At 72.2% G+C, this 26,355-nt stretch carries 22 protein-coding genes and 1 tRNA gene; 12 read left to right on the top strand and 11 right to left on the bottom strand.

Annotation, left to right across the window (positions count from 1 at the left end; translation table 11 throughout):
• Positions 1-45 precede the first annotated feature (45 nt).
• Together SSPS47_RS11535 and SSPS47_RS11530 are read left to right on the top strand one after the other, a co-directional pair.
• Positions 46-1,467, top strand: a complete 1,422-nt coding sequence (locus tag SSPS47_RS11535; protein ID WP_239065247.1) for a (2Fe-2S)-binding protein — start codon at positions 46-48, stop codon at positions 1,465-1,467.
• Positions 1,464-3,773, top strand: coding sequence for a xanthine dehydrogenase family protein molybdopterin-binding subunit (locus SSPS47_RS11530; protein WP_147875530.1), 2,310 nt, complete (start codon positions 1,464-1,466; stop codon positions 3,771-3,773). The genes SSPS47_RS11535 and SSPS47_RS11530 overlap by 4 nt, the downstream gene beginning before the upstream one ends.
• 91 nt (positions 3,774-3,864) lie before the next feature.
• Here SSPS47_RS11530 and SSPS47_RS11525 read toward each other — a convergent pair.
• Positions 3,865-3,936, bottom strand: a tRNA-Cys gene (locus tag SSPS47_RS11525).
• 169 nt (positions 3,937-4,105) lie between these two features.
• Here SSPS47_RS11525 and SSPS47_RS11520 point away from each other — a divergent pair.
• The 6 genes from SSPS47_RS11520 to SSPS47_RS35305 all read left to right on the top strand — a co-directional run bounded on the left by SSPS47_RS11520 (position 4,106) and on the right by SSPS47_RS35305 (position 11,351).
• Positions 4,106-5,587 (top strand): MFS transporter, encoded by a 1,482-nt coding sequence (locus SSPS47_RS11520; protein WP_164250777.1) that lies wholly within the window; start codon positions 4,106-4,108, stop codon positions 5,585-5,587.
• Positions 5,588-5,813: 226 nt separating this feature from the next.
• Positions 5,814-7,598: a DEAD/DEAH box helicase gene (locus tag SSPS47_RS11515; protein ID WP_164254517.1), complete on the top strand. Its 1,785-nt coding sequence runs from the start codon at positions 5,814-5,816 to the stop codon at positions 7,596-7,598.
• A gap of 305 nt (positions 7,599-7,903) precedes the next feature.
• A complete protein-coding gene (locus SSPS47_RS11510; protein WP_023541417.1) occupies positions 7,904-8,545 on the top strand; it encodes a helix-turn-helix domain-containing protein in 642 nt (213 codons plus the stop codon).
• 70 nt (positions 8,546-8,615) lie between these two features.
• Complete coding sequence (locus SSPS47_RS11505) at positions 8,616-9,413, top strand: S16 family serine protease (RefSeq protein WP_164250775.1); 798 nt, start codon at positions 8,616-8,618, stop codon at positions 9,411-9,413.
• 230 nt (positions 9,414-9,643) lie between these two features.
• Positions 9,644-11,125: a hypothetical protein gene (locus SSPS47_RS11500; RefSeq protein ID WP_239064857.1), complete on the top strand. Its 1,482-nt coding sequence runs from the start codon at positions 9,644-9,646 to the stop codon at positions 11,123-11,125.
• Complete coding sequence (locus tag SSPS47_RS35305) at positions 11,040-11,351, top strand: hypothetical protein (RefSeq protein ID WP_239064856.1); 312 nt, start codon at positions 11,040-11,042, stop codon at positions 11,349-11,351. The genes SSPS47_RS11500 and SSPS47_RS35305 overlap by 86 nt, the downstream gene beginning before the upstream one ends.
• A 117-nt stretch (positions 11,352-11,468) precedes the next feature.
• On the opposite strand, the gene SSPS47_RS11490 is transcribed toward SSPS47_RS35305, so the two are convergent.
• The 8 genes from SSPS47_RS11490 to SSPS47_RS11455 all read right to left on the bottom strand — a co-directional run bounded on the left by SSPS47_RS11490 (position 11,469) and on the right by SSPS47_RS11455 (position 18,137).
• Positions 11,469-12,797 (bottom strand): MFS transporter, encoded by a 1,329-nt coding sequence (locus SSPS47_RS11490; RefSeq protein ID WP_164250773.1) that lies wholly within the window; start codon positions 12,795-12,797, stop codon positions 11,469-11,471.
• Positions 12,794-12,979 carry a hypothetical protein gene (locus SSPS47_RS11485; RefSeq protein WP_147875525.1) on the bottom strand — a complete coding sequence of 62 codons (186 nt, stop codon included), beginning with the start codon at positions 12,977-12,979 and terminating at the stop codon, positions 12,794-12,796. The genes SSPS47_RS11490 and SSPS47_RS11485 overlap by 4 nt, the downstream gene beginning before the upstream one ends.
• 98 nt (positions 12,980-13,077) lie before the next feature.
• Positions 13,078-13,686 (bottom strand): winged helix-turn-helix domain-containing protein, encoded by a 609-nt coding sequence (locus tag SSPS47_RS11480; RefSeq protein ID WP_164250771.1) that lies wholly within the window; start codon positions 13,684-13,686, stop codon positions 13,078-13,080.
• A gap of 77 nt (positions 13,687-13,763) precedes the next feature.
• Positions 13,764-14,759: a glycine betaine ABC transporter substrate-binding protein gene (locus tag SSPS47_RS11475; RefSeq protein WP_239064855.1), complete on the bottom strand. Its 996-nt coding sequence runs from the start codon at positions 14,757-14,759 to the stop codon at positions 13,764-13,766.
• Positions 14,759-15,601, bottom strand: coding sequence for an ABC transporter permease (locus SSPS47_RS11470; protein WP_147875523.1), 843 nt, complete (start codon positions 15,599-15,601; stop codon positions 14,759-14,761). The genes SSPS47_RS11475 and SSPS47_RS11470 overlap by 1 nt, the downstream gene beginning before the upstream one ends.
• Complete coding sequence (locus SSPS47_RS11465) at positions 15,598-16,851, bottom strand: betaine/proline/choline family ABC transporter ATP-binding protein (protein ID WP_164254515.1); 1,254 nt, start codon at positions 16,849-16,851, stop codon at positions 15,598-15,600. Before SSPS47_RS11465 ends, SSPS47_RS11470 begins: the two co-directional genes overlap by 4 nt.
• Positions 16,852-16,906: 55 nt before the next feature.
• Positions 16,907-17,554, bottom strand: coding sequence for an ABC transporter permease (locus SSPS47_RS11460; RefSeq protein WP_164250769.1), 648 nt, complete (start codon positions 17,552-17,554; stop codon positions 16,907-16,909).
• A gap of 97 nt (positions 17,555-17,651) precedes the next feature.
• Complete coding sequence (locus tag SSPS47_RS11455; protein ID WP_164250767.1) at positions 17,652-18,137, bottom strand: Lrp/AsnC family transcriptional regulator; 486 nt, start codon at positions 18,135-18,137, stop codon at positions 17,652-17,654.
• Between the two features lie 141 nt (positions 18,138-18,278).
• On the opposite strand from SSPS47_RS11455, the gene hppD reads away from it, so the two are divergent.
• The 4 genes from hppD (at position 18,279) to SSPS47_RS11435 (ending at position 24,699) form a co-directional block, all read left to right on the top strand.
• Positions 18,279-19,433 carry a 4-hydroxyphenylpyruvate dioxygenase gene (gene hppD, locus SSPS47_RS11450; protein ID WP_164250765.1) on the top strand — a complete coding sequence of 385 codons (1,155 nt, stop codon included), beginning with the start codon at positions 18,279-18,281 and terminating at the stop codon, positions 19,431-19,433.
• A gap of 107 nt (positions 19,434-19,540) precedes the next feature.
• The gene (locus SSPS47_RS11445) at positions 19,541-19,813 is read left to right on the top strand and encodes a hypothetical protein (protein ID WP_164250763.1); all 273 of its coding nucleotides are present in this window, start codon (positions 19,541-19,543) and stop codon (positions 19,811-19,813) included.
• 69 nt (positions 19,814-19,882) lie between these two features.
• Positions 19,883-21,034, top strand: coding sequence for a hypothetical protein (locus SSPS47_RS11440; RefSeq protein ID WP_164250762.1), 1,152 nt, complete (start codon positions 19,883-19,885; stop codon positions 21,032-21,034).
• Positions 21,031-24,699: a CHAT domain-containing protein gene (locus tag SSPS47_RS11435; RefSeq protein ID WP_164250760.1), complete on the top strand. Its 3,669-nt coding sequence runs from the start codon at positions 21,031-21,033 to the stop codon at positions 24,697-24,699. The genes SSPS47_RS11440 and SSPS47_RS11435 overlap by 4 nt, the downstream gene beginning before the upstream one ends.
• 28 nt (positions 24,700-24,727) lie before the next feature.
• Here the strand turns inward: SSPS47_RS11435 and SSPS47_RS11430 are convergent, their stop codons facing one another.
• Positions 24,728-25,564, bottom strand: coding sequence for an amino acid ABC transporter ATP-binding protein (locus SSPS47_RS11430; protein WP_275405147.1), 837 nt, complete (start codon positions 25,562-25,564; stop codon positions 24,728-24,730).
• A gap of 5 nt (positions 25,565-25,569) precedes the next feature.
• Entirely contained in the window at positions 25,570-26,355 is a 786-nt protein-coding gene (locus tag SSPS47_RS11425) for an amino acid ABC transporter permease (RefSeq protein ID WP_164250758.1), read from the bottom strand.

Below are 26,355 nucleotides of genomic sequence, written 5' to 3'. Positions count from 1 at the left end.
GCGCACGCGCACGGGTATCCACAGGAGCGCGGCGCGTGGCAGCCGATCCCGCAGGGCGGCGAGTACGACGGCGAGTCGACCGCCTTCGTCCAGATGCCGCCCACACATCCGGACAGGACGGACGCGCCGCTGGCGGCGCCCGGACACGGCTACGTACCACCGACGATCGACCAGCGGCAGCCGGACGACGGCGCGGGTCCCGGCGGCCCGGCCGATGTCGGGCAGTGGGCGCCGCACACCCCGCAGACGCAGCCCGATCCGTACGGCTACGGGCAGGGGTACGGCCAGGGTTACGGGCAGGGCCATCCGCACGCGTACCACCCGGGCGCGGCCACCGGCCCGGACGTGCCGCACGACCCGCAGGCGACCGGCCAGTGGTCCTTCGCGGACACGGCCGACGGCGGCGGCGCCCCGGACGCCCGTACGGAGCCGGAGTCCCCGTCGCAGCTCACGGGGCAGTGGGTGATCCCCGTCGTCACGGACGATCTTCCGGACGAATCGGGCGAGTTCACCACGTCCGTGCCCATCACCTCGCAGTGGTCGGGCGGCGCTCCGCCCGCCACGCTTCCGGGTGGCGCGCGCGCTCCCTGGGCGCCCGAACCGGAACCGGTTCCGGAGCCCGCGGCGGAACAGCCGCCGCAGGCCGCGCCCGACGAGACCGAGGCAGCCGCTCCGGCGACCGGACCGGACACGGACGAGGAGCCCGGCGCCGAAGCGGCGGCCGCGACCGAGACCGGAGCGGACGGGGACACGGACGCCGAAGCGGGCGCCGACACGGAAACGGACGCCGACACGGCGACGGAAGCGGAAGCCGCGCCCGGCGCCCTCGCGGAGCCGGCACCGGAGCCCGAACCCACCCCCCTCACCAGCAGCAACGACAGCGCCGAACACCCCGCCAACTCCTACGTCCTGCGCGTCAACGGCGGCGACCGCCCCGTCACCGACGCCTGGATCGGCGAGTCCCTGCTCTACGTCCTGCGCGAGCGCCTCGGCCTCGCCGGTGCCAAGGACGGCTGCTCGCAGGGCGAGTGCGGTGCCTGCAACGTCCAGGTCGACGGCCGGCTCGTCGCCTCCTGCCTCGTCCCGGCGGCCACCGCGGCCGGTTCCGAGGTCCGTACGGTCGAGGGCCTGGCCTCCGACGGCGAACCGTCCGACGTGCAGCGCGCCCTGGCCAACTGCGGCGCCGTCCAGTGCGGTTTCTGCATCCCCGGCATGGCCATGACCGTCCACGACCTCCTCGAAGGCAACCACGACCCCAGCGAGCTGGAGACCCGCCAGGCACTGTCCGGCAACCTCTGCCGCTGTTCCGGATACCGGGGCGTCCTCGACGCCGTCGGCGAGGTCGTCGCCGAACGCGCGGCGAGCGCCGAGGCCGCCGACGAGGCCCGCATCCCGCACCAGGCACCACCGGGCGCAGGCGGCGCCCACCCGGCACCTCTCGACCCGCACGACGGAGGCATGGCGTGAGCAACGACGCGGCCACCGAGACCCAGGCGCTCGACGGCCCCCGGCAGGAGCCGCCCGCGCTGGGTCTCGGCGCCTCCCTCCCCCCGGCCGACGCCCGCGCCAAGACCGAGGGCACGTTCCCGTACGCCGCCGACCTCTGGGCCGAGGGCCTGCTGTGGGCGGCGCTCCTGCGCTCACCGCACCCGCACGCGCGGATCCTGTCGATCGACACGAGCGCGGCGGCCGGGATGCCGGGCGTACGGGCCGTGGTGACCCATCTCGACGTCCTCGGCGACCCCTCCTACGGACGGCTCGTCGCCGACCGCCCCGTCTTCGCCTCCGAGGTCGTACGCCACCACGGCGAGGCCATCGCCGCCGTCGCGGCCGACCATCCCGACACAGCCCGCCTCGCCGCCGCCGCCATCGCCGTCGAGTACGAGGTCCTCGATCCCGTCACCGACCCGGAGAAGGCCTTCGAGGCGGAGCCGCTGCACCCCGACGGCAATCTGATCCGCCACATCCCGCTGCGCTACGGGGACCCCGACCTCACCGGCGACGTGGTCGTCGAGGGCCTGTACCGGATCGGCCGCCAGGACCCGGCCCCCATCGGCGCGGAGGCCGGCCTCGCCGTACCGCGCCCCGACGGCGGCGTGGAGATCTACACCGGGTCCACCGACCCGCACACCGACCGCGATCTGGCCGCCGCCTGCTTCGGCCTCGAACCCGACCAGGTGAAGGTCGTCGTCACCGGAGTCCCCGGCGCCACCGGCGACCGCGAGGACCCCGGCTTCCAGATCCCGCTCGGCCTGCTCGCGCTGCGCACCGGCTGCCCGGTGAAGCTGGCCGCGACCCGCGAGGAGTCCTTCCTCGGACACGCGCACCGGCACCCGACGCTGCTGCGCTACCGCCACCACGCCGACAGCGAGGGCCGGCTCGTCAAGGTCGAGGCGCAGATCCTCCTCGACGCGGGCGCGTACGCCGACGCCTCGTCCGAATCCCTCGCGGCGGCCGTCGCGTTCGCCTGCGGCCCCTACATCGTCCCGCACGCCTTCATCGAAGGCTGGGCCGTGCGCACCAACAACCCGCCGTCGGGCCATGTCCGGGGCGAGGGCGCGATGCAGGTCTGCGCCGCCTACGAGGGCCAGATGGACAAGCTGGCCACCAAACTCGGCATCGACCCGGCCGAACTGCGTCTGCGCAACGCGCTGGCGACCGGCGACATCCTGCCCACCGGGCAGACGGTGACCTGCCCGGCGCCCGTCGCCGAACTGCTGCGTGCGGTCCGGGACTTCCCGCTCCCCGCACTGCCCAAGGACATCCCCGAGTCGTCCTGGCTGCTGCCGGGCGGCCCCGAGGGCGCGGGCGAGCCCGGCGCCGTACGCCGCGGCGTGGGCTACGCGCTCGGCATGGTCCACATGCTCGGCGCCGAGGGCGCCGACGAGGTCTCCACGGCCACCGTCAAGGTCCACGACGGCGTCGCCACGGTCATCTGCGCGGCCGTCGAGACCGGACAGGGTTTCTCCACCCTCGCCCGCCAGATCGTCCAGGAGACGCTCGGCATCGAGGAGGTCCACGTCGCCTCGGTCGACACCGACCAGCCCCCGGCGGGCCCCGCCACGCACGGCCGCCACACCTGGGTCTCGGGCGGCGCCGTCGAGCGCGCCGCGAAGATGGTCCGTACGCAGCTCCTCCAGCCGCTGGCGCACAAGTTCGGCATGTCGACGGAGCTGCTCCAGATCACCGACGGAAAGATCACCTCCTACGACGGTGTGCTGTCGACCACCGTCACCGAGGCGATGGACGGCAAGGAGCTGTGGGCCACCGCGCAGTGCCGCCCGCACCCCACCGAACCGCTGGACGACTCCGGCCAGGGCGACGCGTTCGTCGGCCTCGCCTTCTGCGCGATCCGCGCGGTCGTGGACGTCGACATCGAACTCGGCTCGATCCGCGTCGTGGAGATGGCCGTCGCGCAGGACGTCGGCCGGGTCCTCAACCCGGCTCAGCTCGCGACCCGTATCGAGGCCGGCGTCACCCAGGGCATCGGTACGGCCCTGACGGAGAACCTCCGTACGACGCGCGGTCTGGTACGCCGTCCCGACCTCACCGGCTACGCGCTGCCGACGTCCCTGGACGCGCCCGACATCCGGATCGTCAAACTGGTCGAGGAGCGCGACGTGGTCGCCCCGTTCGGCGCGAAGCCGGCGAGCGCGGCACCGGTCGTGACGTCCCCGGCGGCGGTGGCGGCGGCGGTGCGCGCGGCGACGGGGCGGCCGGTCAACAGGCTGCCGGTCAGGCCGCAGTCGGCGGTCGTGACGGCGGGGGCCTGACGGTCGGACGCGAGACGAGCCGGGCGCGTGGGCGCGCCGGCTCGTAGGCGGGGGAGTGCGGGAACGCCGCTGGGAGAAGGACTTCTGTAAGAGGCCGTGGCGGGAATCGAACCCACGTAACTCGATTTGCAGTCGAGCCCCTGAACCACTCGGGCACACGGCCGTGCGTACCGTTGTACCGACCGTAGGCGGGCCGGCGGGCACCCCTCAAGGGAACGGCGCGTCCCGCAACACGACTGCCACACGGCGTTCATGGGCGTACGACCAAGGGACCAGCTCCGCCGCGACCAGCGACAGGGTTCATACGGGTCCATGCCCCTTACTCTGATGCCATGACCGCCCTCGAACCGAGCGACGCCGCCGTCGCCGCCGAAGCCGCCCCGCCCGCGCCGCCCGCCCCACCTCTCGCGGTCGGCCCCGGCGGCGACGGCATCCTCGGCAGGGCCCACCGGGGCTTGAGCATCGGCATCATCTGCGTCGTCCTGCTGATCGCCTTCGAGGCCACGGCGGTCGGTACGGCGATGCCGGTGGCCGCCCGCGAACTGCGGGGCGTCTCGCTGTACGCGTTCGCCTTCTCCGCGTACTTCACCACCAGCCTCTTCGCGATGGTGCTCTCCGGGCAGTGGGCCGACCGCAGCGGCCCGCTCCGGCCGCTCGTCACCGGGATCACCGCCTTCGCGGTCGGACTGCTGCTCTCCGGCACGGCCGGCGCGATGTGGCTGTTCATCGCGGGCCGGGCGGTCCAGGGGCTCGGCGGCGGGCTGGTGATCGTCGCGCTGTACGTCGTCGTCAGCCGCGCCTACTCGGAGCGGCTGCGGCCCGCGATCATGGCCGCGTTCGCGGCGAGCTGGGTCATCCCCTCGGTCGTCGGGCCGCTCGCCTCCGGCACGGTCACCGAACACCTCGGCTGGCGCTGGGTGTTCATCGGCATCCCGGTGCTGGTGGTGCTGCCGCTGGCGACCGCGCTGCCCGCGATCCGGAAGATGGCGGCGGGGCCCGCCCAGCCGGCCGACCACACTGTGCCCGTACCGGCCTTCGACCGGCGCCGGATCCGGCTGGCGCTGGCGATCTCGCTCGGCGCGGGCCTGCTCCAGTACGCGGGCCAGGACCTGAACTGGTGGTCCCTGCTGCCCGGCGCGGCGGGTGCCGCGCTGATCGTGCCCGCCGTGCTCGGCCTGCTGCCGCCCGGCACCTACCGCGCCGCCCGCGGCATGCCGTCGGTCGTCCTGTTGCGCGGCGTCGCGGCCGGCTCCTTCATCGCGGCGGAGAGCTTCGTACCGCTGATGCTCGTCACCCAGCGGGGCCTGTCCCCGACGCTGGCGGGCCTCTCGCTGGCCGTCGGCGGCGCGACGTGGGCCCTCGGCTCGTACATCCAGTCCCGCCCCCGCATGGAACCGCACCGCGAACGGCTGCTGATGGGCGGCATGGCGCTGGTCGCCGCCTCCATCGCCGCGGCCCCGAGCGTGCTGATCGAGTGGGTCCCGGTCTGGGTCGTGGGCGTCGCCTGGGCGGTCGGCTGTCTCGGCATGGGCGCGGTGATCGCGTCAACGAGCGTGCTGCTGCTGAAGCTCTCACCTCCCGAGGAGGCGGGCACGAACTCCGCCGCGCTCCAGATATCCGACGGCCTCTCGAACGTCCTGCTGCTGGCGGCGGGCGGCGCGGCGTTCGCGGCCCTGGGCGGCGGCGCGGTCGGCGCCCACGACCTCACCTCGGCCGACGCCTCCCACCCGGCCGCGTTCGCCGCGGTGTTCCTCCCCATGGCCGCGGTGGCGCTGGCTGGGGTGTGGGTGGCGACGAGGGTACGGACGCGGTGACCGCCGCCGTCGCGGCCCGGCGAACCGCCGGGACCGAACGCCGGCCGCGCGCCCCGCGCGGCGGGATGTGAGCCGGGTCGCACCTGGGCGGCCCCGGCTCGTTCGTACGGGGATCGGGCCGGGCCGCCGGTAGGGTGGCCCGGTTGTCGTATCTGAGCCCGGGGGTCGGGGCGTCCTCGATCCCGTGCCCCAGCCCGTGCACCCGAGCGTCCGCGAACCGGAGACCGTGACTACTACCGCCTCCCACCACCTCTCACCCGCCTTCCCCGGCCGCGCGCCCTGGGGCACCGCCAACAAGCTGCGCGCCTGGCAGGAGAAGGCGCTGGAGCGATATCTCCAGGAGCAGCCGCGCGACTTCCTCGCCGTCGCGACCCCCGGCGCCGGGAAGACCACCTTCGCGCTGACCCTCGCGTCCTGGCTGCTGCACCACCATGTCGTGCAGCAGATCACCGTCGTCGCGCCGACCGAGCACCTCAAGAAGCAGTGGGCGGACGCCGCCGCGCGGATAGGGATCAAGCTCGACCCGGAGTACAGCGCGGGGCCGCTGAGCAAGGAGTACCACGGGGTCGCCGTGACGTACGCGGGCGTCGGCGTACGGCCCATGCTCCACCGCAACCGCTGCGAGCAGCGCAAGACCCTGGTGATCCTCGACGAGATCCACCACGCCGGTGACTCCAAGTCCTGGGGCGAGGCGTGTCTCGAGGCCTTCGAGCCGGCCGCCAGGCGGCTCGCGCTGACCGGCACGCCCTTCAGGTCCGACACCAACCCGATCCCCTTCGTCGCGTACGAGGAGGGCGACGACGGCATCCGCCGCTCGTCCGCCGACTACACCTACGGCTACGGCAACGCGCTGGGCGACGGCGTCGTGCGCCCCGTCATCTTCCTCAGCTACAGCGGCAACATGCGCTGGCGCACCAAGGCCGGTGACGAGATCGCCGCCAAGCTCGGCGAGCCCATGACGAAGGACGCGATCTCGCAGGCGTGGCGCACCGCGCTCGACCCGCGCGGCGAGTGGATGCCCAACGTGCTGCGCGCCGCCGACCGCCGGCTCACCGAGGTGCGCAAGTCCATCCCGGACGCCGGCGGGCTGGTCATCGCCACCGACCAGGCCTCGGCGCGCGCCTACGCCAAGATCGTCCGTGAGATCACCGGGACGAAGGCGACCGTCGTGCTCTCCGACGAGGCCGCCGCCTCCAAGCGCATCGACGAGTTCAGCGCGGGCCAGGAGCGCTGGATGGTCGCCGTGCGCATGGTGTCGGAGGGCGTCGATGTGCCGCGCCTCGCGGTCGGCGTGTACGCCACGACCATCGCGACGCCCCTGTTCTTCGCGCAGGCCGTCGGCCGTTTCGTCCGGTCCAGACGGCGCGGCGAGACGGCGTCCGTCTTCCTGCCCACCATCCCCGGTCTCCTCGGTTTCGCCAACGAGATGGAGATGGAGCGCGACCACGTCCTCGACAAGCCGAAGAAGGCCGGCGAGGAGGACCCGTACGCCGAGTCCGAGAAGGAGATGGCGGAGGCCGAGCGCCAGGAGGACGAGGACACCGGCGAGCAGGACACGCTGCCCTTCGAGGCGCTGGAGTCCGACGCGGTCTTCGACCGGGTGCTGTACGACGGTGCCGAGTTCGGCATGCAGGCGCACCCCGGCAGCGAGGAGGAGCAGGACTACCTCGGCATCCCCGGCCTTCTGGAGCCCGACCAGGTGCAGATGCTCCTCCAGAAGCGGCAGGCCCGGCAGATCGCGCACAGCCGCAAGAAGCCGGACGCCGAGGCGGATCTGCTGGAGCTGCCCGCCGACCGGCGCCCCGTCGTCTCCCACAAGGAACTGCTCGAACTGCGCAAGCAGCTCAACACGATGGTGGGCGCGTACGTCCACCAGAGCGGCAAACCGCACTCAGTGATCCACACGGAGCTGCGCCGTGTGTGCGGGGGACCGCCCAGCGCGGAGGCCACGGGCGGCCAACTCCGCGAGCGGATCAGAAAAGTTCAGGAATGGGCGACCCGAATGCGCTGAGCGCGAGGGTATTTTTTCCGCCTCCCGGACGCCGTCGTGGCGTCCGGGAGGCTTTCTACGCGCGTCCATTCATGGGAAATCGCATGAATAGTCAGTAAGAGTACCTTTTCGGTGCTTGTTGTGGCGCGAACGGGGAGCAACCGACCGCCCATGACCGGATTCTGGACGAGGTCTTCCGCTGAGCGGTACGGATCGCTAATGTCCCGGCAACACATACGCGCCGTGGCAGGACCGCCGCGGAGCGCAGCCGGTGCGCCATGGCCTGCCTGGCGGCTCACTCCGAAACTCCGAAGGAGAGGGGCGTCGTGACCGCGGAGACCTCCCAGACGCTCGACCGGGGACTGCGCGTCCTCAAACTGCTCGCCGACACCGACCACGGGCTGACCGTCACCGAGTTGTCCAACAAACTCGGCGTCAACCGCACCGTCGTCTACCGGCTCCTCGCCACCCTGGAACAGCACGCGCTGGTCCGCCGCGATCTCGGAGGACGCGCCAGAGTGGGCCTGGGGGTGCTGCGTCTGGGCCGCCAGGTGCATCCCCTCGTACGGGAAGCGGCGCTGCCCGCCCTGCGTTCGCTCGCCGAGGACATAGGCGCGACCGCCCATCTCACGCTCGTGGACGGCGCCGAGGCGCTGGCCGTGGCCGTCGTGGAGCCGACCTGGACGGACTACCACGTCGCCTACCGCGCCGGCTTCCGGCACCCGCTGGACCGGGGCGCCGCGGGCAAGGCGATCCTGGCCGCACGGCAGGGCTCGTACACCGAGGCGCGGTGCACGCTGACCCACGGCGAACTGGAGGCCGGCGCGAGCGGCGCCGCCGCCGCGCTCGTCGGGGTGACCGGGATCGAGGGCAGCGTGGGCGTCGTGATGCTCGCCGACTCGGTGCCGGAGCGGGTGGGACCGCGCGTGGTCGACGCCGCGCGTGAGGTGGCCGACGCACTGCGCTGAGCAGGCCCGGCGCGGGGCCGGGGCCCCCGGGGGTTTCGGCTGCCCCCGCGGCGGCGGATAGATTGGCGCCGTGCTCTCTCGTCTCTCCGGCCCCTCGCGCCCCCGCACCCTCGCCCTCTCGGCGATCCCGATCGTCGCGCTGCTCGTCGTCGTCGGAGTCGCCCCGTTGCCGTACGCGGTGGCCCAGCCGGGCCTGACCGCGAACGTCCTCGGCGACTACCAGGGAACGCCCGTCATCTCGATCAAGGGCGCGCCGACCCGCGAGACCGAGGGTGAACTGCGGATGACGACGATCCTGGCGACGGGACCGTCCGCCGAGGTCGACTTCGGCGATGTCCTCGACGGCTGGATCCGGACCGACCGCGCCGTACTGCCGCGCGACTCCGTCTACCCGGCGGGCCAGTCCGACAAGGAGATCCAGAAGCACAACACCGACGAGATGGTGAAGTCGCAGAACTCCGCCGTCGACGCGGCGCTCGGCCAGCTCGGCCGGAAGCGGGACTCCGTGGACGTCACCCTCCATCTCGCCGATGTCGGCGGCCCCAGCGCGGGCCTCCTCTTCGCGCTCGGCATCGTCGACATGCTCGACGGCGACGGCTCCGGCGGCGACCTCACCGGCGGCCGCAACATCGCGGGCACCGGCACGATCAGCGCGGACGGGGACGTCGGCGCGGTCGGCGGCGTCTCGCTCAAGACCCAGGCGGCGGGCCGCGACGGCGCCACGGTCTTCCTCGTCCCGGCGGCGGAGTGTGCGGACGCGCGGTCCGAACTCCCCGACGGGATGCGGCTGATCCCGGTCCGGACCCTGGAGGGCGCGGTGTCGTCACTGAAGGCGCTGGAGCAGGGGGGCGAGGTGCCGGGCTGCTGACGACGTCCCGGTCGCGGGACCCCATGCCGGCGGGCCGGGGCGGCGGGAGGGTGTCCGCGGCGGGACAGGATCGCTCCGTCACTCCTGGGACGGCGGCACTGCGATTCTCAACTCCCTTCCATGTGGCGGCCGTTGCTCGAACAGAAGGTTTCGTGTTCCGCTGACCTCTTTCTGGCACATCGGTCGTCGGTGACCATCTCCCGGGGCGGGAGAGCACTCCACGGGGGGCTGTGCGTGAAGAGCTGGGGTTCGAGAAGTTACTCGGCGAGGAAGGCTTCTTCGCGCGCCTGTTCGGGCGGTCGCCGTCCGGCGGCACCCGGGAGCCGTTGTACGGCCCCGACCTTCCCGCGGTGCTGCTCACCGGCGGGCCGGGCATGGGCAAGGGGCGGCTGCTGCGCGCGGTGCGGGACGGGTTCGCCACCAAGGTGCCGGTGATCTATCTGGACTGCGGCTCGCCGGTGTACGCGGACCGGGCGGAGCCGGAGCCGGGTGCCCGCTCGGACGCGACCGAGGTCCTGGTCGAGGTCGCCCGGCGGCTGTGCGCCTGGCAGGGGACGGGCGGGTCGTTCGCCTTCCCGCGTCTCTTCACGGGCCTCGCGATGATCGCGACCGGTGCCACGGAAGGCACCCCCGAAACGGTCGCGACCGAGGCCGAACGGTACGAGGATCTGCCTCAGAAGCAGCGCTTCCACGGCCTGGGGTCGGGTGACTTCTGGCGTGGTGTGCTCCGCGGAAGCATCCGGAACCTGCTGACGACCCTGTCGGGGCAAGCGCTCGATCCGTACTCGGCGGCGGTGAGCAACGCCCTGCTGGACGCCCTTTTCGAGCGCGCGGCACCCCGGGGCAGGGCGGAACTGGAGCGGATCTACGGCGCGTATCCCGGCGCGGCCGGTCAGCCGCAGCACGGGCTGCTCAATCTCGCCGCCGACTTCCAGGCCGGCGGCGAAGCGCGGGAGCTGGCGGAGGGCTTCCTCTTCCGGGCGCTGCGCGAGGACCTTGAGGCGTCGTACGCCTCGGCGGCCGGCTGGCTGCGCCGGGTCGGCCGCCCCGGGCTGCTGCTCGACCACGCCGAGTCGCCGCTGGGGGAGCGGCTGCTGCGCGCCGTGCTCGCGGACCGCCGGGGCGGGCAGCGCGATCGCGTGGTGGTCGTGGGCACGGCGCGTCGCGCGGACGGCGGCGCCCTTCTGCACGGCGGCCTGCCACCGGACGAGGTGGTGCCCCCGGCGGAGTTCCGGCCCGCCGCCGGCGGGCCGCCGGCGTGGTCCCGCCGCACGGACTCAGGAGCGGACCGGGCCCCGCTGGCCGACGGGGTACTCCTGTTGCGTATGCCTTTTCTCACCGGCGACCAACTCCGTCAGGAGACCGAGCGCAGGCAGACGCGCGCGGAGCCGGAGGGTGGCACGAACCGCCGCCGCCCCCGCGCACCCGGACTCCTGGAGTGCCGAGTTGGCCGCCTGGAACAAGAAGTGGGACACGGACAACGACCGCGAGCCCACCGCGGAGGAACTCCCCCAGTACCTCACCGAGCCCAAAGCGGCCCTGGACACCCTGAAGAAGCGGATCGAGACCACCCGCGGCGAGGGGGTGCGGCTCGGCTCCGCACCGAACTTGGAGGACTCCCGGACGATGCTCGTGTACGACGGCCTCGTCACCATCGGCAAGGCACTGCACCAGGCGCAGCGGGGCGGTGCCGAAACGGTGCCCGGCCGTGAGGACGTCCGCGGGCAGTGGTCACTCCTCCAGTCCCGGCACAGGGTGCCGGGTACGAGCGGCCTGATCTGCCTGACCACCGGCGGGAACGCGTACGACGAGCCGGTCGCGGTCGTCGAGCTGGACCCGGGCGGCGAGGGTCCCGGCACGTTGAAGTTCGTCGGCCTGGGCTGGCCCACCGGCCGGGAACAGCCGAAGAACTGTGTGATCCCCAGCAGCACCCCCTGAGGGCTTCCCCGACCACGGGGCGGCGCGTGAGGTGGTCACGGTGGTGGAGACGGCCTGGACAGCCACTCGATCCGGGACTCCCCGTCCGAACTCCCGTACGGCATGCGGCGATCCCCGTCACGACTCTGAAGGGCGCGGTGTCGTCGCCGAAGGCGCGGGAGCAGGGGGGCGAGGTGCCGGGCCGCTGACGTCGGTAGGGTCGTCCGGGCGCGCGGCGGTGTCCAGCTGGCGCCACACCGGCAGCAGCACCGGGCTCAGCGTCGCCAGCAGGTAGACGCCGCCCATCAGCAGCAGGGCGGAGGTCGGGCCGGCGCCCTCGACGAGCAGACCCGCCGTCAGACCGCCCAGCGGCATGGTCAGTTCGCACCCGGAGGTCATCGCGCCGGCCACCCGGCTGCGGAGTCCGTCGGGGACGCGTTCGTACATCACCGTCGTCAGGATCGGGTTGATCGTCCCGCCCGCCACCCCCGCCGCGGCCATGACGACGGCGAGCGCCACCGTGGAGTCGGTGAGACCCGCGACCGCGAAGCGTGGCGCGCCGCAGAGCAGGGCGGCGACGGCGAGGACCGTACGGCGCCGGAAACGGTGGCCGACCGCGCCGTACAGCAGCGCCCCCAGCAGTCCGCCCGCCCCGAACGCCGCCGTGACCAGGCCCAGTTCGGCCGCCCCGCCCAGATTGCGTTCGGCGTGCACGGGGAGCAGGACCGCGTTCCATCCCTGGTCGATGCCGTTCATGAACATCACCATGAGGACGACCGCCGCCAGCAGCCGGGTGTGCGTCAAGTAGGCGCAGCCCTCGCGCAGTTCGGCGCCGTAGCCACGCAGTGACACCGGCGGCAGGTCCTTGACCGGCTCCGCTCCCCGTACGCCGCGCAGTCCGGTGCCGATCAGCAGCGCCGACAGCAGGAACGTCAACGCGTCGAGCAGCAGCGCGACTTCGGCGCCGAGCAGCGCGATCACCAGGCCCGCGAGCGCCGCGCCGAGCATCCGGGCGCCGCGCTCGACCGCGTCGAAGAGGCTCGCGGCGCGGGTGAGCGAGGTGCCCGCGTGCTCGGCGAGATCCGGTACGAGGACGTAGCGGGCCGTGTCGCCGGGTGTGTGGGCCAGGCCGTGCAGCGCCACCAGCGCGCAGAGCGTCCAGAAGGGGAGGGCGTCGGCGCGGTGCAGCAGGGGGATCGCCCCGACGGAGAACGCGCACAGCAGATCGGAGGCGATCGAGACGCGGCGCCGGCCGATCCGGTCGATGACGGGGCCGCCGATGAGCGCGGCGAGCACCACCGGGAGGGTGGCGCAGAAGGCGACCACGCCCGCGCGGCCGGCGCTGCCGGTGGTCTGGAGGACGAACCAGGGGATGCCGATCAGGCTGAGGGTGCGGCCCGTGGCGGAGATCGCGTTGGCGGTCAGGACGGCGGTGAGCGGCCACCGCCGTACCGGTGCGGCGCTCACACGGGGTGGACACGGGGCCGCGGGGGCCGGTTGACGAGCCGCAGGCCCAATTCGACGAGGAGCCAGCCCAGTCGGGCCCGCGAATCGGGGCGGACCGCGCGGTGGCGGTGCGCGGCGGCCTCGGCGCGCAGTTCGGTGGCGCGTATGGCGTGGAGATGGAGGTGCACATCAGAAAACGGCATGACAAATCGTCCCTTCGCGCGCCGACTGCCGGGGCGCGGGAGTGGTGCCGGGATGGAGGCGGTGTCGGGGTGGAGTGGTGCTCGGGCGGCGGCGGTGCTCAGGCGTCCGGAGGGTCGAGCCGCCTCTGCGGGAAGGCGTGCAGATGGATCCGTACCTGCGCCAGGGACTCGTCGTCCTCGGATGTGGCGCGGTCCGTGTAACTGGCGATCAAGTCGTGCATCCGGCCGTCCAGTTCGGCCAGCAGGTCGGGGGTGAGCCGGAGCGTGAAGTCGCTCAGGTCGGCCCTGGTCGACCACGTCTTCGGCCAGTCGTGCATGGTGCCCAGCCAGGTGCTCACCTCCTGGCCGTGGATGGAGGCGACCTCGTGCATGAAGGTGTTGAGCGCGCCCCGTACCTCCGGGCTGGGGTCGAGGTGCAGCGTGTCGTCGATCATGACGCCGTAGTCCGAGGCCTTCCACCAGCGCTCCCGGCCCTTGCCGCGCTCCGGGTCGTCCGCGACGAAGCCGTGCCCGGCGAGCTGGCGCAGGTGGTAGCTGGTGGCGCCGCTGGACTCGCCGAGCCGTTCCGCGAGCTGGGACGCGGTGGCCGGACCGTGGTGCCGCAGGGAGGCCAGCAGCCGCATGCGCAGGGGGTGGGCGAGGCCGCGCAGCGAGCGCGGGTCCAGGGTGCGGGCCGTCCGCTCGGGCGCGGGTGGGTTCTCGGACATGGCCTCATCGTAGACATGCAAAGAAGTGGTTGCAAGGATTTCTTTGCAACCACTTCTTTGCATGTCGGCTGCGGGGCTCAGCCCTGCTTGATGAAGCCCTCCTCGATGAGCCAGTCCTTCGCGACCTCGTGCGGATCCTGGCCGGCCACGTCCACCTTCGCGTTCAGCTCCTGCGCGATCCCGGTGTTCAGCCGCTTGCTCAGCGGATCGAGCAGATCCGCGATCTCCGGGTACTTCTCGTACGTCGAGCTGTGGATTACCGGCGCCGCGTTGTAGTTCGGGAAGAAGCGCTTGTCGTCGGAGACCGTGTCCAGATCCAGGGACTTGATCCGGCCGTCCGTCGTGAACACCTCACCCACCAGGCAGGAGTTGGACTTCGACACCTGCGTGTAGATGATGCCGGCGTCCATCTTCTTCACGGCGGACGCGGGGATGTTCATCCCGTACGCCTTCACCATGCCGGGCAGTCCGTCGTCCCGCGACGCGAACTCGTTCTCGACGCAGATCGTGACCGCGCCCGGCTCCTTCTTCGACAGCGCGGCGACGTCCGACATCGTCTTGAGCTTGTACTTCGCGTTGTTCTGCTTGCTGATGCCCAGCGAGTAGGTGTTGTTGAGCGTGGAGGGCGACAGCCAGCTCACGTCGTGCGAGCGGTCGGCGTCCCGTACCGCCGCCCACTGCTCGCCCGAGTCGACGATCGGCTTCGCGTTGCCGAGGTAGGTGATCCACGCCGTGCCCGTGTACTCGTACATCGCGTCCGCGTCACCCTTGACGATCGCCTCGCGCGCGCTGATCGAGCCCGGCAGGTTCGTCCGGTCCAGGACCTCCGCGCCCGCCGCCTTGAAGATCAGGCCGATCATCTGGCCGAGGATGATGTTCTCGCTGAAGTTCTTCGAAGTGACCGTCAGCGAGGCGCCCTTGAGGGGTTCGCCCCGGCCGACCGAGCCGGGGACGACGTCGTCCACCATCGGGGAGCCGCTCTTGAGCCCGCACCCGCCGAGCGTGGCCGCGCTCAGCAGCAGGGCCAGCCCGCCGGTCACGAGCTTCCGGTGGCCGTATCGCATGGTGCGCATCAGCGCTCCTCCAGTCCGCGCGGGGTGAGGGCCACTTCGACCAGCGAGGCCAGCCAGTCGATCAGCAGCGCCAGCGTCACCGTCAGCACCGAGCCCAGGACCAGGACCGGCATACGCTGCGTCTGGATGCCCGAGGTGATCAGGTCACCGAGCCCGCCACCGCCGCCGAAGGTCGCCAGGGTCGCCGTGCCCACGTTGAGCACCAGCGCCGTCCGTACGCCCGCCAGGATCAGCGGTACGGCCAGGGGCAGTTCGACCCTGGTCAGCGTCCCGAGGGACGACATCCCGATGCCGCGCGACGCCTCCACCAGCTGTGGATCGATGGCCTTCAGCCCCGCCACGGTGTTGGCGAGCACCGGCAGCACCGCGTAGATGACCATGCCGATGATCGCGGTCGAGGGGCCGATGCCCAGCCAGATCACCAGCAGCGCCAGCAGACCGATGGCCGGGGTCGCCTGCCCGATGTTGGCGATGGCGGTCACCGCCGGCGCCGCCCTGGACAGGCCGCGCCGGGTCAGCGCGATACCGAGGGGGATCGCGATGACCAGCACCCAGAAGGTGGAGATCGCGGTCAGTTCGATGTGCTGCCACAGGCGCAGCTGCACATTGCCGCCGACGAGCGAGTTCTTCGCGATCGAGTCGAGCGGGACGTTGGTGATCCAGACGTAGGTCAGCAGCAGGGAGACCGCGATCACGGCGGGCACCGTCACCAGCTTGGCCCGGGTGATCCTGCGCCGGGGGGCGGCGGGCGGCGCGGCCGGCTCCGACTCCTCGTCCCGGAAGGCGTGGCCCTTGACGTCGTACTCGCCCGGCGGGCGCTGTTTCTGCGCGGGAGCACTCATGCGTCCGCACCGCCCTGCGGTTCCTGCCCGGTCCGCTCCCGGCGCTGCTGCGCCAGTTCGTGCTGGTGCTCGAAGGCGGTGAGCCGGTCCGCCTCCAGCATTTCCTGGACCGACGTCATCAGCGTCTCCATGTCGACGACACCGATGTACTCGCCGCGCCTGCCGGTCACGGCGACCCGGCCGCCGCTGTCGGTCAGGACCGCCTCCAGCGCGTCGTGCAGGGTGGCGTCCCTGGTCACGGTGTCGTGCACGAGCTGGCCCGCGTTGGCGAGCGAGCCCTTGGCGCGCGACAGGTCGCCCCGGCGCAGCCATTTGTACGGGCGGTTCTTCCGGTCCAGCATCAGCAGCTCGTTGTGCGGGCCGCCGTTCAGCTTGTTGAAGATCGACTGGAGCGGGTCCTCGACCGTCACCGTCGGGAACTCGGCGATCTCCACGTCCCGTACGCGGGTGAGGTTCAGCCGCTTCAGCGCCGCCCCCGCGCCCACGAAGCCGGACACGAAGTCGTCGGCGGGATTGGTGAGGATCGCCTCGGGGGTGTCGAACTGCGCGATGTGCGAACGCTCCCGCAGGATCGCGATCCGGTCGCCGAGCTTGATCGCCTCGTCGAAGTCGTGCGTCACGAACACGATCGTCTTGTGCAACTCGTGCTGCAGACGTATCAGTTCGTCCTGGAGATGGTCGCGTGTGATCGGGTCGACGGCGCCGAACGGCTCGTCCATCAGCAGCACCGGCGGATCGGCCGCGAGCGCCCGCGCCACCCCCACCCGCTGCTGCTGGCCGCCCGAGAGCTGGCGCGGATAGCGGCCGTGGAACTCACGCGGGTCGAGCCCGACCAGGTCGAGCATCTCCTCGACCCGGTCCTTCACCTTCGACTTCGACCAGCCGACCATCTTCGGCACGAGCGCGATGTTCTCGCCGACCGTCATGTGCGGGAAGAGGCCGGACGACTGGATCGCGTAACCGATCTGCCGGCGCAGCTTCACCGGGTCCATGTCGGTGACGTCCTCGTCGTTGATCCTGATCCGCCCGGACGAGGGCTCGATCAGCCGGTTGATCATCTTGAGGGTGGTCGACTTACCGCAGCCGGACGGGCCGACCAGGATGACGGTCTCGCCCGCCCTGATCTCCATCGACACGTCGTCGACGGCCGGGTTCGCGGTGCCCGGATAGCGCTTGGTGAGGCCGTCGAGCTGGATGGTGGCGCCGCTCGTGGAACCGGCGCCCCCCGCGGCGCCGTTCGATGTGACGATCGCGGCACCTTGCGAGGCGTCGTCGGCCGCCCCGGCCGTCTTCGGGTCAGCGGTCTCAGACACGGATCCCCCTCGGGATGGTGAGTCGGCCGAGCAGGACATACGCGGCGTCGAAGAGCAGGGCGAGAATGACGATGCCGATCGTCCCGGCGAGCACCTGGTTGATCGCGTTGGCGCTGCCCAGTGAGGCGATGCCACGGAAGATCTCGTTGCCGAGGCCGGGCCCCGACGCGTACGCGGCGATGGCGGCGATCCCCATCAGCATCTGGGTGGAGACCCGGATCCCGGTGAGGATCGGCGGCCAGGCGAGCGGCAGTTCGACCTTGAGGAGCCGGGTGGTGCGTGACATGCCGATGCCCTTGGCGGCGTCCACCAGATCGGGGTCCACACCGCGCAGCCCGACCACGGCGTTCCGGACGATGGGCAGCAGCCCGTACAGCGTCAGGACGATCACCGTGGGCGCGACACCGAGACCGACCAGCGGGATGAGCAGACCGATCGCCGCCAGCGAGGGAATGGTCAGGATCGAGGCGGTGGAGAGAATCGCCAGACTGCCGCCCCAGGGGCTGCGGTAGGTCAGTACGCCGATGACGACACCCAGGACGGTGGCGATCACCATGCACTGGAAGACGGCGCTGGCGTGCTGCAACGAGTCGGTGAGCAGCTGTTGGTGGCGGTTGGCCAGGTAGTCCCAGAAGTCCACGGCGCTCCTCTCGGTGGGTCGGAGCCGGTCGGCGGGTCAGCCGGCCGGCCGATCAGGTCGTTCGGTTCGTTCACGTCGTTCGGTCCTCGCCGGCCGGTCACTGTCGGTCACCTTCGGTGTCCCGCGCGGCCTGCTCCACCAGCGGGATGATCCGCAGCGGAACGGGGTTTTCCATGACGATCGCCGTGGAAGCCCGCTGGATGCCATCAAAACCGACAACCCGGTCGATCACCCGTTGGAGATCGGCGTTCGAACGAGCGACGAGTCGGCAGAGCATATCCCCCGTTCCAGTGGTGGTGTGCAGTTCGAGGACCTCTGGAACGCTGCTCAAATGGGCTCGAACATCGGAACCCTGACCCTGTTTGATTTCCAGGGTTGCGAACGCCGTTACGGGGTAACCGAGAGCGGCCGGATCGACGTTCGGGCCGAATCCGCGGATGACGCCGTTCGTCTGGAGACGGTCCAGCCGGGCCTGTACCGTCCCGCGCGCCACCCCCAGCCGGCGCGAAGCCTCCAGAACCCCTATGCGCGGCTCCCGCGCCAGCAGGGCGATGAGCCTGCCGTCCAGTCCGTCGATCGCCATGGCGCCTCCTGAGGCGGTTGGTGGCCATATCGGTGGTCATCCTGTGCAGATGGTCCGGTCATCCTCACCCCTCGCTGTACAGACTGACCAGTGAAAACGCGAACTGTTGCGCACCTTGCGGAACGGCGGGACGCTGCCCTCATGGCAGATACCTCGGTGAACCTCGATTCCGCCCCGGCCACCGCGCGCGGCGCCGACCCCTTCCCCGTCAAGGGGATGGACGCCGTCGTCTTCGCCGTCGGCAACGCCAAGCAGGCGGCCCACTACTACTCGACGGCGTTCGGCATGAAGCTGGTCGCCTACTCGGGCCCCGAGAACGGCAACCGCGAGACCGCGAGCTACGTGCTCACGAACGGCTCGGCCCGTTTCGTCCTCACGTCCGTCATCAAGCCGTCCACCGAGTGGGGCCGCTTCCTCGCCGACCATGTCGCCGAGCACGGCGACGGTGTGATCGATCTCGCCATCGAGGTGCCCGACGCCCGCGCCGCGTACGCCTACGCCACCGCGAACGGCGCCACCGGCGTCCAGGAGCCGTACGAGATCAAGGACGAGGGCGGCACCGTCGTCCTCGCCGCCATCGCCACGTACGGCAAGACCCGCCACACCCTGGTCGAGCGCACCGGCTACGACGGCCCGTACCTGCCGGGCTACGCCGCCGCCGCCCCTATGGTCGCGCCCCCGGCGAAGCGCACCTTCCAGGCCGTCGACCACTGCGTGGGCAACGTCGAGCTGGGCCGGATGAACGAGTGGGTGGCGTTCTACAACAAGGTCATGGGCTTCACCAACATGAAGGAGTTCGTGGGCGACGACATCGCCACCGAGTACTCCGCCCTCATGTCGAAGGTCGTGGCCGACGGCACCCTCAAGGTGAAGTTCCCGATCAACGAGCCGGCGATCGCGAAGAAGAAGTCGCAGATCGACGAGTACCTGGAGTTCTACGGCGGCGCCGGCGTCCAGCACATCGCGCTCGCGACGAACGACATCGTCAGCTCGGTGCGCGCGATGCGGGCGGCCGGTGTCCAGTTCCTCGACACCCCCGACTCGTACTACGACACCCTCGGCGAGTGGGCCGGCGAGACCCGGGTGCCCGTCGAGACCCTCCGTGAGCTGAAGATCCTCGTGGACCGCGACGAGGACGGCTATCTGCTCCAGATCTTCACCAAGCCGGTCCAGGACCGGCCGACCGTGTTCTTCGAGATGATCGAGCGGCACGGCTCCATGGGCTTCGGCAAGGGCAACTTCAAGGCCCTGTTCGAGGCGATCGAGCGCGAGCAGGAGAAGCGCGGCAACCTCTGACACGGAGCTGTCGGCGGAACGAGGCGCGGCCCCACGGGAGTTCACCGTGGGGCCGCGCTTTCTTCGCTTCATGGGCCATCCGGGTGACTCTCCGTCAGACTGGGCAGATGGCGCAGAACGAGCGGTACCGGGACAGCGGCGACGAGGACGACTACTTCGAGTCGGGCGCGCCCGTCGACGTCGGGACCGCCGACGGCGAGCTCGTGGTGAAGCCGGTGGCGACCGCCGCCGCCGACCCCTCCCCGTACAGCTGGCGTTGTGCCGACACCTCGTCCCCCTGCTCCACGGACATCCCCGGCAGCATGGACTTCCCCCAGTACGGCAACGGCAGGTGCGAGCACGGCGAGCGGCTCACCTACCGGTCCCGCGACCGGCGTTGACCCCGCGCCGGACCCCTGTCCTCGGCCGGCCCCGGCCGAGGACACCACCACACAGAGGCGGTTTCAACCATGGGGGCCATCTCCGCGCTCGCGTCCGGGCCCGCCAAGCGCTGGACGGCGCTGATCAGCGGGGGAGCGTACGCGTTCCTGGCCGTCGTGGTGCTGCTGCTGCGGCCCTGGGTCGGCCCGACCGCGGAGTCCTGCGCGGGAGACGACCTGCACGCGGCGGTGTGCGACCTCGCCGACCTCGCCGACGGCGGGCCTCTGGCACTGACCGCGCTCGGGGTGCTGGCCGTGGTCGTCGCCACCGGCCTGTCCCTCGTCGTCGCGGCGCTCGCGGTGCCGCTCCTCCAACTGCTCGCGGGCACCTCGCTGCCCGCCCACGGTGCCCTCGTCGCCCCGCTGGTCCGGCTGGCACTGCGTCGGCGGTACGTCGTCAAGCGGCGGCTGACCGCGCTCGCCGAGACGGAGGGGCCGGACGGGTCGGACGGGGCGGACAGGTCGGACGGGGCGCGGGGAGCGGGTGAGGCGGGCCCACCGACCGCCCGGCCCGCCGCCGGTGCGCCGCCGACCCCCCTCGCCGCCGCACGCCGGGCCCAGGCCGCGACACGCGTCGCGCGCGCCCGGCGCAGGCTCCACCGGCTGCCGGTCCACGACGACCTGATGCTGCCCACCCGGATAGGCAACAGCTTCGCCGCCATGAACGGCCGCGTCCGTGGCCGGCACGGCATCGACCCGAGCCTCGGCTGGCCCCTCCTGGAACAGCTCTTCGACGACGCGGCGCGCCACCGGCTCGAACAGGGCTCGGACCAGGTGCTCAGCCGCGCCCGCAATCTCCTCTGGGCGGTCCTCACGGTGCTCGTCTGCCTCGCGATCTCCTTCCTCGACCGGGTCCACGGCCTGCCGGCGGGGATCGTCGCGGTGGCCGGGTGCGTGATCGCGCTCCTGCTGCTCGTCGGCCTCGGCGACAGCGTGGACGCCTACACGGACACCGTGGAGGCCGCGGTCCTGCGTCACCACGACGCTCTGTACGAGGCGGCCGGCTGGCCGCTCCCGGCGGACACCGAGGCCGCCAGGCGCACCGGCGCCGAGTTCACCGCCTATCTCAACCGTGTCGACGGGGCGCGGCCGGAGGTCACCTTCGAGCGCCCGCCGCCACCGGCGGAGCCCTCCCCGCTCTCCCCACGGCCCTCTCCCCGGCAGGAAGGCACCGCCCAGTGATCGACCACACCCACCCCGCACGCCGACCCGGGCCGGACGGCGGCGGGTTCGGCGCCGTCCTGCGCACCTCCTCCCAGCGCGCGGCCCGGTTCCTCGAATCCCCGGACAGCACGCGGGCGTTGGAGGACCTGAGGTGGTCGCTCGGCGAGGTGCAGGCCGCCTGCGACGCCTTCGCCGGGCGGCAGGATCCGCCGACCGTACCCCTGACCGACACCCTGGAGCGGTGGCTCGCGTCGGCCACGCGCTGCCTCGACCCCTACCGCCGGCTGCTGGAGGAGCACCGCCGGACCACCGGTGCGGGGGACCGGGACCCGGCCGAGGAGTGTGCCGACTACCTGGGCACGCTGCACAACGTGCACGAGGAGACGGACCGCTGTCTGCGCACGCTGGTCAACCGGCGCGACGGCATCCCGCCCGCCCGGGCGTCCGCGCGCATGGTGGCGGCCAGGACGGCCCACCAGGGTGTGGCACGGCGCGCGTTGAGAGTGCTGCCGCCCGGCGACGCGCGCCGGGACCAGTGGCGCTACCTCGACGCGTTCCTCACCCAGCGGCTCGCCGAGTACGGCGCGGCGAGCCACGCGGAGCTGACCCGCGCACGCGACGAGGCGAAGGAGCTGCGACGGCCCGGCAGCGTGCTGGACGACGACGTCCGCGCGCACCTGCGGGAGATCGCGTCGAGCCTCACCATGTACATCGACACGGGGGCTGACCCGAGCCGTACGACGGGCCTGGCGGCCGGAGTCCTCGACCACCGGGCGAACTGGCTCGCCTCACCGGGCAGTCCGCTGGCCGCCGCGCGGTTCGGGGGAGAGCTGTTCCGGGCGGTCCAACTGGGCGTGGCCGTCGAGGGGCTGGGCCTGCGGGACGCGGTCGAGGCACTGGAGGCCGCCCTGCGGGACATGGACGACGAGGCCCCCGAACGCCCCGAGGTGTTGACGGTGCGCGCCCTGGCCCACGCGCAGTCCGTCGCCGTCGACGTGTCGGCGGACCGCGACGTGGACGTGGCGCTGCGACAGCTCGACGCCGTCCGTGCCCTGCTGCCTCCCGACCACGAGCACATGCTCAACCTCCTGCTCGTACAGGGCCAGTTGCTGACTTCGCGGGCCGACCACACCGGCTCGCTGAGCGACATCCGTTCCGCGCTCACGCTGCTGCGCCGGGTCCGGGCCGGGCAACTGGCCGACCCGCTCAACCGGTTGTACGCCGACGCCGCGTTCGCCTCCACCCATCTGCGCTTCCACTTCCACGCCGGATCGGACGACGCCGACTGCACGGGCACCGGCGACGACGCCGGCCCGGCGGAGCACCGCGCCGGTCACTCGGCGCGTACCCACGAGCAGATGCGGCTCTACGCCGACGAGGCGCGGACCATGGCGGCCGAACGCGAGGGCCAGGCCGTCGAGGTACTGGCGCTGATCCTCCAGATGCTCGGCGGGGCACTGCTGCTCGCCGCCGCCTATCCCGACGGGCCCGGCGCGGGGCCGCACCGGGGCGCGGCGCGCGACGAACTGGTGGCGGAGGCGCGGCAGGTGATGGCCGACTCGCTGGCCAGGACCGCCGAGGAGTCGCCCTACTGGGCCGGGCGCGAACTGCACCACCGCATCGCGGCGTTGACGCACGAGCGGACCCGGTCCGGCGACGCCGCCACCGTCCGCGGGCACATCGACGCGCTGGGACGGCTCGCTGAGCGCCCGGACGTGGTGGCCCGCCCGGCACTCCAGGAGATCATCCGCGCCGCGCACTCCTACGCCTCGGACTCCGGATCAGGAGCGCGGACCGTCGTCTCGCGGGCCGACACCCTGCGGGCGCTGGAGGCGCGCCGCGCCGCGCAGCCGCACGCCGTGCACGCGGCGGCGGTGGAGGTGCGCATGCATCTGGCGCGCACCTACCGCACGGACGGCGGTCCGCCGGCGGCGGCCGGGCCGCTCGGCGCCCTGCTCACGGCGGGACGGCGGCACCTCGGGCGCGGGACACGCTCCGGTGGCGCCGACCGGCGGCGCGCACGGGAGCTGGGCATCGAGGTGCTCGGCATGCTGGCCCGCCGCGTGCTCGTGCAGGACGTGGCCGCCGACGCCGTCCTCACCGCCGAACGCGCCGGCGCCCTGTCCCGCGAGATCGCCGGGTGGTGCGTCCAGGACGGCGCGTACGAGGAGGCGGTCGGGGCGCTGGAGAGGGGCCGGGCACTCGCGCTGCACACCGAGATGGCGGGCACCGACGTACGCGCGCGGCTGACCGGGCTGGGGCACGCCGACCTCGCCGGGCGGTGGCACGACTGGCGCACCGCGGCTCGCGCCTCCCGGACCGGCGACCGTGCGGCTGTGCCCCCCGTCCCCGGAACGCCCTGGGACCCGTACGTCGAACACCCCCTGCCCGACCAGCTCGGCGTCGCGGTCAGGAAGGTGCTGGAGGAGCACGGCGCGCTCGACGAGCTGATCGGCCCGCCGTCGGTACCGGACATCGCCGCCGCCCTGCGGCGCACCGGGGCGGACGAACTGGTCCATCTGCTGCCCGCCGGCTCCGGCCCGGCCTCCGGCGGCGCACTGCGGGTCGGCAGCGACGGCCGGGTGCGGTGGAGCGCACTGCCGGGCCTGGCGGCCACCGCGCACCTGGACGAGTATCTGATCGCGCTGGAGTCGCTGCTCACCTCGCCCGGTTCGCCGGAGGCGGCGCGGGAGTGGCGGACCCGGCTCGACGAGCTGTGCGACTGGGCCGGATCGGCCGTGATCGGGCCACTGGAGGGGCAGTTGGGGCCGTGGCGCGGGCCGGGCCGTGTCCCGCGTCTGGTGCTCGTGCCACTCGGCCCGCTCGCTGCCGTCCCCTGGTCGGCGGCGCGCACCGGCGGCCGTACCGCCGGACGCCGCCGGCTCGCGGCCGACGGTCTGGTGCTGTCGACCGCGCCGTCCGCCCGGATGTTCGCCGCCACGGCCGCCCGGCCGCCGGTGCGCGCCGCCGACTCCGCGCTGCTGCTGCTCGGCCTCACGGGGAAGGAGATCGGCGTCTCCTCCAGCAGGGGTCTGGACCGGCTCTACGGCAACACGCGCTTGCTGACCCCCGACGCGAAGCGCGAGGGGGACACCAGACCCGAGACGATTCTCGCCGAGATCGGGCGGGCCTGCGGTGAGCACGGGATCGTGGACATCTCGGCGCATCTGATGCCGGACCCGTCGGACAGCTGGCGCAGCCATCTGGTCTTCGGCGACACCCGGCCCGGCACGCGGACCGGCGCGGACGTGGACCGGCTCTCCGTACAGACCATCGCCGCACGGCGGTTCCCCGTGCCGCCCGCCGGGCCGGGGCTCTGCGTCTCGCTGGCCTCGTGCATCAACAGCCTGCCGCGCAGACACCACGACGAGTCCTTCACGATGGCCGCGGCGTTCCTGGCGGGCGGCGCGTCGTCCGTGCTCGGCTCGCTGTGGCCCGTACGGCTCCACGCGACCGCGCTGCTCGACCTGTTGTTCCACCACCGGCTGCGGGAGGGCGACGCGCCCGCGCACGCCCTGCGCACGGCTCAGCTCTGGATGCTCGACCCGGCGCGGAGCGTGGCAGCGGCGTTCCCGCGGTCCGTACACCCGGCGGCGACCGAACTGCTCGGCCTTCTGCTCGCGGCCGGCCGCGACCCGGCCGATCCGGCCCTCTGGGCCGGTCTGGTGGCGGTCGGCCGCTGAAGTCGCCGACCGCCGACCGTGCGCCGCGTTACTCCTTCGCGGCCTCCGTCTGCGTCCCGCCCCCGCTCAGCCCCGCCGCGGCGGGGTCGAGCAGACGCGAGAGGAACGACTGCGTACGGGTCTGGCTCGGCGCGCCGATCACCTGCGCCGGGCTGCCCTCCTCGACGATGACCCCGCCGTCCATGAAGACGACCCGGTCGGCGACCTCCTTGGCGAAGCTCATCTCGTGCGTGACGACGAGCATCGTCATCCCCTCGTCGGCGAGGGAGCGCATGACCGCCAGGACGTCCCCCACCAGCTCCGGGTCGAGCGCGGACGTCGGCTCGTCGAAGAGCATCAGCTGCGGGTCCATCGCCAACGCCCGTGCGATCGCGACCCGTTGCTGCTGCCCGCCGGAGAGCTGTGCCGGATAGGAGGACTCCTTGTCGGTCAGACCGACGCGGGCCAGCCGCTCCCGGGCGACCCGGGCAGCCTCCGCCTTGTCCCGCCCCAGCACCCGCCGCTGAGGCAGCGTCAGATTCTCCAGCGCGGTCAGATGCGGGAAGAGGTTGAAGGACTGGAAGACCATCCCGATGCCCCGGCGCACCTTGTCGATGTCCACGTCCGGGTCGGTGACCTCGTCGCCGGCCACCAGGACCGTGCCCGACGTCGGCTCCTCCAGCCGGTTCACACAGCGCAGCAGTGTCGACTTGCCCGAGCCCGACGGGCCGATGACACAGACGACCTCGCCGCGTGCCACCGTGAAGTCGATGCCCGCCAGGACCTCCAGCGTGCCGAACGACTTGTGCAGGGCGCGTACTTCGATCGCGGGCGCTCCCGCATCCGTCTCCGCACCCGTGTCCGGCTTCTCCAACGGTTTGCCCACCGCGCTCACCTCGCCCTTGCCGTACGCGCTTCGAGCCGCCGGACCAGATGGCCCAGCGGCAGGGTGATGACCAGATAGCAGAGACCGGCGATGAGGATCGGGGTGAGACTGCGATTCTGATTCAGGGCGTCCCGGCCGAACTTGGCCAACTCGTACTGCGACAGGGACAGTCCCAGCAGATAGACCAGCGACGAGTCCTTCGTCAGGAGGATCAACTCGTTGGTCAGCGGCGGCAGTACGATCCGCAGGGCCTGCGGGATGATGATCGATATCATCGCCCGGCCCTGCGACATCCCGAGCGAACGCGCCGCCTCCGTCTGCCCCTTGGGCACGGCCTGGATACCGGCCCGGATCGTCTCCGCCATGTAGGCGGCGCCGACCAGACCCAGCGCCAGCATCACGGTCACGTACTGGTTGAGCGCCACCTGGAAGGCGAGCGGCACACCGAATCCGAGCGCGATGAAGACGAGCAGCGCCGGAATGCCGCGGAAGAACTCGATGTAGACGACTGCCAGCCAGCGGTACGGCGGCACCTGCGACAGCCGCATCAGCGCGAGCAGCAGCCCCAGCGCCAGCCCGAACCCGAAGCCGAGCAGGGTGTAGATGACGGTGTTGACCAGCGCCGTGGTGATGATGTCGGGGAACTGCGCCTTGGCGACCTCGACGTCGAAGAACGCCCTCTGGATCTCGCCCCAGTCGGCCGCCAGGGCGATGGTGACCAGCACGGCGACGAGGACGGCGTACTGAACGGCGCGTATGACGCGGGTCCGTTGTCGGCGGGACATGGACAT

Source organism: Streptomyces sp. S4.7 (assembly GCF_010384365.1).
Lineage (GTDB): Bacteria > Actinomycetota > Actinomycetes > Streptomycetales > Streptomycetaceae > Streptomyces.
This window is presented reverse-complemented; position numbering and strand designations above follow the sequence as displayed.